The organism is uncultured Mucilaginibacter sp., assembly GCF_903913935.1.
Lineage (GTDB): Bacteria > Bacteroidota > Bacteroidia > Sphingobacteriales > Sphingobacteriaceae > Mucilaginibacter.
Map to the genome: position 1 here is coordinate 1 of NZ_CAIWNH010000149.1, position 10930 is coordinate 10930.

9 protein-coding genes are annotated in these 10930 nt (G+C 40.5%); 7 read left to right on the forward strand and 2 right to left on the reverse strand.

Annotated elements, in window-relative coordinates; translation table 11 throughout:
• Positions 1–285: 285 nt before the first annotated feature.
• From QZY09_RS05550 to QZY09_RS05580, 7 genes are all read left to right on the forward strand, one after another.
• Positions 286–1002, forward strand: a complete 717-nt coding sequence (locus tag QZY09_RS05550; RefSeq protein ID WP_295669297.1) for an NUDIX domain-containing protein — start codon at positions 286–288, stop codon at positions 1000–1002.
• Between the two features lie 96 nt (positions 1003–1098).
• Entirely contained in the window at positions 1099–1410 is a 312-nt protein-coding gene (locus tag QZY09_RS05555) for a hypothetical protein (protein WP_295669299.1), read from the forward strand.
• Between the two features lie 14 nt (positions 1411–1424).
• Positions 1425–1892 (forward strand): hypothetical protein, encoded by a 468-nt coding sequence (locus QZY09_RS05560; protein ID WP_295669302.1) that lies wholly within the window; start codon positions 1425–1427, stop codon positions 1890–1892.
• A gap of 52 nt (positions 1893–1944) precedes the next feature.
• On the forward strand, positions 1945–3414 hold the full coding sequence (locus QZY09_RS05565) for a glycosyl hydrolase family 39 (protein WP_295669304.1): 1470 nt from the start codon (positions 1945–1947) through the stop codon (positions 3412–3414).
• Between the two features lie 986 nt (positions 3415–4400).
• The gene (locus QZY09_RS05570) at positions 4401–5687 is read left to right on the forward strand and encodes a glycosyltransferase (protein ID WP_295669307.1); all 1287 of its coding nucleotides are present in this window, start codon (positions 4401–4403) and stop codon (positions 5685–5687) included.
• A 309-nt stretch (positions 5688–5996) separates the two neighbouring features.
• Positions 5997–7286: an MFS transporter gene (locus tag QZY09_RS05575; RefSeq protein WP_295669309.1), complete on the forward strand. Its 1290-nt coding sequence runs from the start codon at positions 5997–5999 to the stop codon at positions 7284–7286.
• Between the two features lie 465 nt (positions 7287–7751).
• Entirely contained in the window at positions 7752–8594 is an 843-nt protein-coding gene (locus QZY09_RS05580) for a DUF2911 domain-containing protein (RefSeq protein WP_295669312.1), read from the forward strand.
• 108 nt (positions 8595–8702) lie between these two features.
• Here the strand turns inward: QZY09_RS05580 and QZY09_RS05585 are convergent, their stop codons facing one another.
• Together QZY09_RS05585 and QZY09_RS05590 are read right to left on the reverse strand one after the other, a co-directional pair.
• Positions 8703–10403, reverse strand: a complete 1701-nt coding sequence (locus QZY09_RS05585; protein WP_295669315.1) for a sodium:solute symporter — start codon at positions 10401–10403, stop codon at positions 8703–8705.
• A 108-nt stretch (positions 10404–10511) separates the two neighbouring features.
• Positions 10512–10706 carry a hypothetical protein gene (locus QZY09_RS05590; protein ID WP_295669318.1) on the reverse strand — a complete coding sequence of 65 codons (195 nt, stop codon included), beginning with the start codon at positions 10704–10706 and terminating at the stop codon, positions 10512–10514.
• Positions 10707–10930: the final 224 nt, after the last annotated feature.

Sequence of the window (10930 nt, forward strand, 5' to 3'; positions counted from 1 at the left end):
AATAATTTTACTTTTTTATAGGTGTATAAAGCATAACAGAAGCATTGGTAACTTCTATTAGTCCGATTTCAATTTTAATATAATGTAATGGATGGTTTACGATCCAATTATCAAGCGAAGTAAAGTAAAAAAAAGATAATTGTGAAATAAACACTAAAAAAAATATCACTTTAACGGTGTACAAAATACACTATTAAAACAGCCCTAAGCAATTAAAAATGTGTATTTTGTATTATCATTATATTACATTTGTACTAATATAAACTATTAACCCCATTTTATAGAATGCAGAAATACTCTAAACAAACGCGGCTTTTATTGGCTGTTGACTGTATAATTTTTGGTTTTGACGGCGATACATTAAAAATACTCCTGATAAAAAGAGGCTTTCAGCCCGAGAAAGGCAACTGGAGTTTAATGGGAGGCTTTGTACAGGTTGATGAAAGTTTAGACCAGGCATCGAACAGGATACTAAAGCAACTAACTGGTTTAGAGGGCGTTTACCTTGAACAATTATACACTTTTGGAGATGTTAACCGCGACCCTAAAGAGCGCACCGTATCAACCGCATACTTCGCTTTAATTGATATTCACAAATACGAAACCCAGCTAAGCAATGATTACCATGCCGAGTGGTTCCCGCTAAAACGTACACCTAAATTAATATTCGACCAGCAGGAAATGGTTGAGACCGCTAAAAAAAGGATACGTTATAAAGCCGCCCTTCATCCTATTTTATTCGAGCTTTTGCCTGGTAAATTCACCCTGCCACAGTTGCAAATGTTATATGAAAGCGTGTACAATACAACTATTGACAAACGTAATTTCAGCAAACGTATATTGGCCACAGGCCTAATGATAAAGCTTACCGAAAAGGATAAAACAAGTTCAAGAAGGGGTGCATTCTACTACCAGTTGAATATGAAAAACTACTATGCCAAGTTCCAGTCGTTCCTGAATTTCATACCAAATCCCGATAGTTTATTACAAGCTATATATTAAATTAAAATTGGTAATTGTATTTCAGAAACATAAGCGCTGATAAATCATAAGTGTCATTTAAACAAATAAAAATCAATTAAATCCTGAATAATAACCATGACACCTGATAAACATATAAAACCTGCCCTTAAAATTGGTTTGTTTGGCATTGGCCTCCAGGCTTATTGGCAACAATTTGAAGGCTTGGAGCAACACCTAAGCGATTATGTGGATATAGTGGCGGATAAAATAAGCGGCTTTGGCGCCGGGGTTGTAAACCTGGGCCTTATAGATACCCCTGAAAAAGCATTTGAGGCCGGGAGCAAAGGTACAGGCGATCCGCTAAACGAGGACACTATGAGTTCGGTAATATTGGGTAATTCGCTATTAACTTCGAATGGCGTACCTGTTGCCAGGAATACGAGATAAAAAACGTGCGGGCCATGAAGATAATGGACATTTTTGGCGTTGGCGGATCATTCACCGAATATTACGCGATGGATTTTAACGACGACGTGGTGCTGATGGGGCATGACGGGTCCTGTCACCCTGCTGTAGCCGAAGGGAAGATAAAAGTCCGGCTATTGCAGGTGTATCATGGCAAGGTTTGTAACGGGCTTTTGGTGGAAATGAGCGGTAAACAAGGGGCGGTAACTTTGCTTTCGATAGTTGAAACGGTTGACGGGAAGCTACTGTTTTTAGTAGCCGAAGCGGAAAGTATTTCAGGGCCGATATCGGAGATCGGCAATACCAACAGCAGTTACGGCTTTAGCATTGTCATACGGACATTTGTTGAACAGTGGAATTCGCACGGCCCGGCACACCATTGCGCCATAGGAACAGGGCATATTGTCTCGAAAATTATTAAACTTGGGCAATTACTTGGGGTGCAAACCATACAGGTATGCTGATAAATAGAATAACCAAACAATACCATATTTATATAAACCTAATATGAATACCATGAGAAAGAGCCTTACAATACTACTGTTTAGTTTTGCCGCATGCCTTTGCAACGCACAAACCCCGCAACTTAAAGTACAATGGGATGTAAGCACGGGAATATCAAAATCAACACCTACCCTGCAAGTGGTGGGCAACCCTATGCTGCGTAAAAGTGGCAGTATGCACGGTGGCTCGTTCGGCGCGTTAAAAAATCTGGGTGCCGATTACGTACGCTATGTGCCCTGGTTCCCCTACCCTAAACTGGCAGTTGCCGAACTGGATGCGCCTACGGCTACCAAAACATCGTGGGATTTTAGTTTGATAGACCCTATGACCATTGATTTCTTGGAAGCTACAAAAGGCCATTGTGTTATCATGAATTTCAGTACCATACCGCAGTGGATGTTTAAAACCGATTACCTAGTATCGTATCCTGCCGAACCGAATGAAGTTGCCTGGAGCTATGGCGGCGGAACAGCATTCAGGGATACCACTTTGAAGGAACTGACCGGTTATTATGTAAGGCTGCTTAGCTGGTACACCAAAGGCGGTTTTACAGATGAATTGGGTGCATATCATAAATCGGGCTATCATTATGACATACCTTACTGGGAAATACTAAATGAGCCTGAGTTTGAACACAATTTTACACCACAAGCTTATACTAAAGTTTACGACGCGGTGGTAACAGCGCTCCATAAAGAATTCCCTAAAATGAAGTTTGTGGGTATGGCGCTTGCCTTTGAACACCCCGAATGGTTTGAATACTTTCTGAACCCGGCAAATCACAAACCGGGCATTCCGCTTGATTTTATATCGTACCATTGCTATTCAAACGCTAACAACAAACAAACCTTTGATGCTTATGAATATACCTTGTTTGATAAGGCCGATAACTTTTTAAACACCGTAAGTTTTGTGGAGAGCATACGCAAGCGCTTATCGCCCAATACAAAAACAACAATTGACGAGTTGGGCACCTTTGTTAGCAACAAAATGCGCGATCAGCCCATTACGCCGGTTTACTGGAACCTTTCGGCTGCTGTGTATACTTACTTTTTTATTGGGTTAAGCAGGCAGGGCATTGATGTTATAGGCGAATCGCAATTGGTTGGCTTTCCAAGCCAATACCCCGATGTGAGCATGATAAATTATGTGAACAATAAACCAAACGCGCGTTATTGGGTACTTAAACTGATTAAAGACAATATCCACTCCGGCGATACCATGGTGACTACATCAGTTGATGGTGACGGTGATGGCGATTTCGAGGCGCAAGGCTTTGTGAATAATGCCACTAAAAAAGTATTGATCATTAATAAAAGGAATAAAACGGTAATATTGAAATTACCTGCCACATTTAAAGGTGCCAAGATGAGCGTACTTGATGAAACTTGTAGTGATAGACCGGCTTTTGACAATATGGTTAACGCCGATTCGGTAGCGTTAAAGCCGTTTGCCGTAAGTTTAATAACGCTAAACAACTAATTTTTATTAAGCAGCATTTGAATACTATAGATAAATACTTGCAAAATTCACATAATACAGTAGCACTATTGCATATTTTAAATTAATTCAGAAGGATAACTATTGGATTCTAACATGTTTTATTAAATTAAAGACAGTGTTGACTTATTCGATAAGTAAGGATTGACAGCCACATAAAATATCGAACATAAGTCAATTAAAGGGCAATAAAAATCCTTCCGGCTTTCTTTTAGTGCCACTTGGGGAAATAGATGTAATTGGACTTTTGATTACAAGACCGATAGCCTCATTCTTAATAGTGTAATTTCTTAAAAAAACATCCTATAAGAATTGGAATATTTTAGATGATTTTGTATGTTTATGTCGTAAGATTTGTAACTAATCTGCATCAAAAAGTGGTTAGTAATTCGGTGCGTAGTACATCGACAACCATATAAAGTATTGTAAGTCAATAGGGTTTTAATCGTGATCGATTCCCCTACGGGCTACCAAGCCGCTTTACGAAAGTAGAGCGGCTTTTTTGTTGGGTATCGTGTAGTCATAGACTACAGGCATAGACATCCGAAGTGGAACACTTCGGACAGCGGAGCCAGTCTTTAATATGGAAATAAGTTGGTTAATGACAATGCGAGTAAAATTGCAACAGCCAACATAGTTGTTTTCTGCTATGCTGGCTGACGAATATATCATTCTCTACTTGTTTTTCGCTAATCGGCTTCAGTTCCGACCGACGAATAACTCCAAGTTGTTGTTTTTCCCCCCATTCAGGCCGTGGTACTGTTTTAAAAAACACTTGCTTTTTATGACAGTACCTCGAGCCAATTTGGAAATCGGAATTTTTGCTAGTTTAAAAGTTTCTCTTTTAAAGAGTAATTGAAAATGTTTTATTAAAATATTATTATGCGATAAAAAAATAAATGCATGTTTTTATAAATATCTTTAAAAACCAATTAATTAACGGTTGATTTAAATATTTAATAGATATTGTGAAGATATCAATTCTCACTTACGGTTCGGCGGGTGACGTTGTTCCATATGTATCACTCGCATTAGGCTTAATGGATCGAGGTCATGACATTACCCTAGCCGCACCTCAAAATTTTGAATCTTTAGTAAAAAAGTATAACATAAATTACAGTCCATTATTTGGCGATATTGACCAAATACTGCAAACTGATGATGCAAAGGTATTATTGACGGCAGGAGATGTTAAAACTATAACAAAAAAATTTGCTGAAATACGCTATACAAATCGACACGCATTAAATAGAGATTTACTAACCGCTGCAACCGGGGCTGAATTAATTATTTCAGGCACGCTGACGCTTTTACAATCTGCAACTATTTCAGAAAAACTTAACATTCCAATAATTGTTGCTAATGTTAACCCAACTAGTGCATCAACGAAAAAATTTCCTCACTTTTTTATATCGTCAAAGGTGTTACCTTTTGGTTTTCTGAACCGATATACTTTTAATTTATTTTTCAAAACAAACCAAAAAGCATATACAGCAGACTTGTCCGAATGGCGTAATTCACTTGGTTTGCCTGCAAATAAATCAATTGTATACAATCAATTGCGAAAGTTGAAAACACCTTATTTATTTGGCTATAGTCCAAATCTTTTACCTAAGCCTAATGATTGGGGGACTAATATCGCTGTATCTGGTGTTTGGAAATTAGAAGCCAAGTATTTACCTGCGGAAACTTCATCAAATGATTTGGCAGATTGGTTAGCTGCCGGAAGTACACCCATTTATTTTGGATTTGGAAGTATGCCTGTTACAAACCCTGAGGAAGTAGCGCGGATGGTTAATGAAATTTGTGCAGAACTGGGCGTTAGAGCTGTTTTAAATGCAGGGTGGTCAAAATTTGAAAACCGGGAAAACAATTTAACAGACACAGTATTTTTTATAAAGCATACTAATTTGGAATGGCTATTTCCGCAATGTTCAATAATTGTACATCACGGTGGAGTAGGAACAGCACACATTAGTGCAGAAAGTGGTACACCGACAATAATTTGTTCAATATTTGCAGACAACCCGCTTTGGGGCGAAAGATTGGAGACTTTAAAAATAGGGAAACACATTAAGTTTAAAGAACTTACTAAAGTTAAACTTATTGCCGCAATTAAGGCTTTACAAAATGAAGAAATTAAGAAAAGAGCGAAAGCAACAGCTGAGCATGTAAAGGCTGAAAATGGGTTAAAATCAGCTTTAGATTTTATAGAAGCAAATTTGAAAAATGCAGTTATTTATAATGAAAATTGAAAATCGGGAAAATTGATGGTTAACCCTTAAGTCCAAACTAACTCTGTTGTACAAAGATACTGTCATAATAAGCAAGTGTTTTTTAAGACGGTTCCTTGCGAGAGAAGGGACGACTAATCATAAATAACACATAAACTGGAGAAAAAGTTAGAAACCGTATAATTATTAGCACGCTGTGGGTAACGGCTACAAAATATGCGTTCATTTCATAAGCCATAAATCAGATTTGGCAATATTGAAAAAGAGGCGCAAATTCGATTGCAATTTATTCATTTGTTTAAATCACAATTCTTTCAACCAAATACATTTATGGACATTAACAGCCCTGTAATCAATAAGGAAGTAAGCAGCCTGTACCGAAACTACGTTTTGGTAATGCTGACGCTGGTTTATGTATTTAACTTTATCGACCGGCAGGTATTGGTCATCCTACAGGAATCAATAAAAAAGGAGTTGCATTTATCGGATACTCAGCTTGGGATGTTATCCGGGTTCACTTTTGCTGTATTTTACGTCACCCTGGGTATTCCTATTGCCCGTTTGGCTGATAGAACAAACCGGAGAAATACCGTAGCGGTGTCGCTTGGGATATGGAGCATCATGACTGCATGCTCGGGGCTGGCTCGCAATTTTGTGCAATTATTACTGGCTCGTGTTGGTGTAGGGGTCGGCGAAGCTGGCGGAAGCCCTCCTGCCCACGCTATGATCTCTGATTACTTCCCGGTAAAAAAACGATCCACAGCGCTCTCGTTCTATTCAACAGGTGTTTATATCGGGATATTGACAGGATTTTTGATGGGGGGCTATTTGAACCAACATCTTGGATGGCGAACGGCATTTTTTATTTTGGGCATACCTGGGGTAATTTTTTCTTTGTTGTTTTACACTACGGTAAAAGAGCCCCAAAGGGGGACGACTGACGTGAACACACCGATGGCGCAAGAGAATCATTCGTTGGGCCACGTGTTAAAGTTGTTGTATTCAAAGAAAACTTTTGTTTACCTGGCGTTAGCCACCGGTTCGCTTGCCTTTTGCCAGTACGGCATGCTTAATTGGGCACCCTCTTTCCTTCAAAGGCTTCATGGGATGAAGATCTCACAAATTGGTGTCTTACTTGGCCTGATCATCGGTATTAGTGGAGCTATAGGTACATTCGCTGGCGGGTTCCTGACCGATCATTTTGGAAAAACGGACGCGCGCTGGTACCTTAAAATTCCGGCTTATGCTATCCTCATTGCGATTCCCTTTATAGCCGGATACCTGTTTCTGCAGAATATCTTTCTTGCGCTAATTTGTTTAGCTTGCTTCGTTTTACTGCATAGTATGTACCTGGGGCCATCTATCGCTGTGGCCCATAGCCTCGTCCCGGCATCCATGCGGGCCCTTACCTCTGCGATTTTGTTCCTGGTATTGAACCTCATAGGCCTGGGTTTCGGGCCGTTGGTTGTCGGTTTGATCAGCGATCAACTTAAGCCAACTCTGCATGCCGAATCTTTGCGGTGGGCCATGTCAATTACACTAGTGGTAAGTGCCGGGGCGGCTATCCTCTTTTTTGTTTCTGCTAAAAAAATGCTTGCGGATTTAAAGTTGAAGAGCTAAACCCCTAACTGGCTGGTGAATATAGAGGCCTTGACTACCTAATTCCGAAATATCAAGCATGTGATTCCGTTACACTTTGACCACATCAACTTATTAATGGACAACTTAATTTCTACGTAGAATTAACACAACTCGGTGCTCAATGGCGCAGGGAATGTGATGGTCAAGGCCTGCGGAATATATAGGGAGAGTCTCAAACAGAAATTTATAAACAACTAAGTCTTGGTAATCAAATGTATTATTTAAAGTATTAAAAAGTAAAATTTATTTACACCAGGTTTACACTTTTACGGTTGATAAATTCATAAAGTATTGAAATATAATATATTATAAATTCATAACGATTCCCCTACGGGCTATCAGGGAAAGTTCTTTATTGAACTTTCCCTTTTTATTTTCGTAATTTTCAGCCGTTAAACCAATAAATTAATATTTAGTCTTTAGCTATAACATATAAATTTAATTATGAGAAAGTTAAACTTATTTTTCGCCATTTTGGTATTGTCGGCAGTATCATTTACCTGCTACGCACAAACGCCGCGCATTCCCGAAGCCAGTTCGACCCAAACTATTATCCAGGATTTCGGGCTTGGCAAAATAACCATCACCTATTCACGGCCAAATGTAAAAGGCAGGAAAATATTTGGTGGAATTAATCCCTGGGGGGAGGTATGGCGAACAGGGGCAAATTCAGCAACTACTATTAATTTCAGCGAAAATGTGATCATGGAAGGCAATAAGGTTCCAGCCGGGACATATTCGTTGTTTACCATTCCTGAAAAGAATGAATGGACCATCATCCTCAATAAGGTTGTAAAACAATGGGGCGCCTATAGCTATAAAGATTCCGAAGATTTTTTGCGTTTTAAAGTAAAGCCTATCCATTTGAAAGAAAAACGCGAAACTTTTACCATTCAGTTTGCTAACGCCACCACACAATCAAACGACCTGCACCTGGTTTGGGACCTTACGGAAGTCTCTATCTATATGCAAACTGACGACGACGCTCAGATCACTGCTAATATTGATGCGTTGATGAAAGGCGAACACAAGCCCTACTTTAATGCCATTCAATATTACTACGAGAATAATAAAGATATGACCAAGGCACTGGCCTGGGTGTTGGAGGCCGAAAAGGCTGACCCTGGTGCATGGTACCAATTATGGGAGGCCCGGATCAGGTTAAGGATGGGTGATAAAACCACGGCGATTGCTGCCGCCAAAGAAGGCATCAGAATGGCGCAGGCAAATAAAGATGATGAATACGTACGCCTTAACCAGGCGGTAATCGATCAGGCAGGCGAGTGATTTCGGATTTTGATTTTTCGCTGACAGCTAATTTTCAATGGAACTCAAGATGGCCGCGTTTAGGTTTTTTGTGTTCAGGGTAAACAATCTGTCTTTCGGATTTAGCTATCAGGTTTCTATACCGCCCTTTTCATGTACGAGGGGGTTGATTGCCGCTGCAATGATGATCACCAAAATACAACCGATCATATTAAGCCATAAATAAGCTACCAGTTCGAAATTACCAAGGATAATTATAAGGATCTCTGTAATAATTGCTGCAATAAATACGGCGCTGCCTTTTATTTTTTTAAGGTAAAAAGCCACTACGAACACGCCTAAAATAGTGCCGTAAATATAGGAGCCTAATTTATTCACGTACTCCAGCAAGTTACCAACTTTGCTTGCATACAGGGCCATTCCTATACAAACCAGTCCCCAGAAAACGGTAGCCAGTCTTGATGCATTCAGGTAGTTCCTATCAGTGGCGTTGGGGTTCAGTATCCGCCGGTAAATATCTACCACTGTAGTTGACGCCAGTGAATTTAACGCGCTGGCAGTTGAGCCCATGGAAGCCAGGAAAATAATAGCAACCAGCAAACCGATCAATCCCCGGGGCAAATATTGCGTAACGAAAGTGAGAAAGACGTAATTGGTATCATCTTCGTTAGCCTTGTCGTTATTCTTTTTCATTACGGCAATGGCCTGTTTGCGAATAGCCATTGATTGTCCGTCGGCATTTTTCAAGGCTTCCTGCGCTTTATTGATTTGGGTTTGATCTTTGCTATCGAAAGCTTTGATCAGCTCGTCTGCTTTGTTTTTTCGTTGCTCAAATACCGCTGTATATTGGCTTTCCAACTGGTTGTATTGTGCCGCATAAGTGCTTTTCTTCACCTGCTTCACCTCGTACTGGTTAAAAAACATAGGCGGTCGGTTAAACTGGTAAAAGGCAAAAACCAACACGCCTATCAGCAGGATCAAAAACTGCATAGGGATTTTAACCAGCCCGTTCATGATGAGGCCCAGACGGCTTTGCCCTACCGAACTGCCGGTTAAATAGCGGCCAACCTGGCTTTGGTCGGTACCGAAATAGGATAATTGCAAAAAGAAGCCGCCGACAACGCCACTCCAAATATTGTAGCGGTTGTTGGGGTCGAATTTCCAGTCGATCACATTCATTTTTCCCAACTTACCCGCCAATTTCAGGGCATGGCCAAAACCAACGCCACCCGGCAATAAGTGAACCACCATCACCCCGGCAAAAAACATCCCCAAAAAAATAATGCTCATTTGGAGTAGCTGGGTATATGATACAGCTTTTGTGCCTCCGTAAACAGTATAAAAGATCACCAGCCCGCCGATAAAAAGTGTGGTGTAAACCGTATTGATGTTGAGGATAGTGGATAATATAATGGAAGGCGCATAAATGGTGATGCCAGTTGAAAGTCCGCGCTGGATCAAAAATAAAAAGGAGGTAAGCGCCCTTGTTTTCAGGTCGAAGCGCTGCTCCAGGTATTCGTAAGCGGTATAAACTTTAAGGCGATGAAATATGGGCACGAAGGTTACACATAGTACGATCATTGCCAGCGGAAGGCCAAAATAAAACTGAACAAAGCGCATCCCGTCGGAATAGGCTTGCCCGGGGGCAGAAAGAAATGTGATAGCGCTAGCCTGTGTAGCCATAACCGAAAGGCCTACATGGTACCAGCGCAGGATGCGCCCGCCCATCAGGTATTGGTCGATGTTTTGGCTTTGGCCGCTTTTCCAAACACCGTATAACACGATGCCCAGCAGCGTTAAGCCCAAAACTATCCAGTCGGCTAAGCTCATTTATAACAAATGGTAATGAGCCAGAATAGGATGATCAGCAGAACCAGCCAGCCAATTACAATGGCATAAAATTGGTTCCAGCTGCGGATAAACGACGGAAGGTCCGGATCAGGCGTTTTCACGGCCTTTTACAAAAAGCCGGCGGAAAAAGCCGGCAAAAAGGAAACCAACAACGCCCAAAATAACTACCAGTTCCCATGTTTGGTTAATAACCACGCCTATAAAAAGGCCGGTTAATGTACCAACAAGGGTGAATATAGTTTTGTAGTTTTTTTCGTCTTCTTCGTTATGATGATGTGCCATGTTGAAATTATTTGATTGCAAATTTATATTATTTTATCAATTGTTCCTTAACCAACACAAATTTGGCTAAAGCCCCTGTGCTTTTACATTTCTTTGACCGTTGGCTAAAGCCGAACAGCAATGAATTTAGCGCCGAAGGCGCTTTCACCTTTCACCTTTCACCTTTCACCTTTCACCTTTCACCTTTCACCTTTCACCTTTCACCTTTCACCTTTCACCTTTCA

Coding starts and splice junctions, on each gene's coding strand:
- QZY09_RS05550 (WP_295669297.1), top strand. CDS start 286: ATGCAGAAATACTCTAAACAAACGCGGCTTTTATTGGCTGTTGACTGT.
- QZY09_RS05555 (WP_295669299.1), top strand. CDS start 1,099: ATGACACCTGATAAACATATAAAACCTGCCCTTAAAATTGGTTTGTTT.
- QZY09_RS05560 (WP_295669302.1), top strand. CDS start 1,425: ATGAAGATAATGGACATTTTTGGCGTTGGCGGATCATTCACCGAATAT.
- QZY09_RS05565 (WP_295669304.1), top strand. CDS start 1,945: ATGAGAAAGAGCCTTACAATACTACTGTTTAGTTTTGCCGCATGCCTT.
- QZY09_RS05575 (WP_295669309.1), top strand. CDS start 5,997: ATGGACATTAACAGCCCTGTAATCAATAAGGAAGTAAGCAGCCTGTAC.
- QZY09_RS05580 (WP_295669312.1), top strand. CDS start 7,752: ATGAGAAAGTTAAACTTATTTTTCGCCATTTTGGTATTGTCGGCAGTA.
- QZY09_RS05585 (WP_295669315.1), bottom strand. CDS start 10,403: ATGAGCTTAGCCGACTGGATAGTTTTGGGCTTAACGCTGCTGGGCATC.
- QZY09_RS05590 (WP_295669318.1), bottom strand. CDS start 10,706: ATGGCACATCATCATAACGAAGAAGACGAAAAAAACTACAAAACTATA.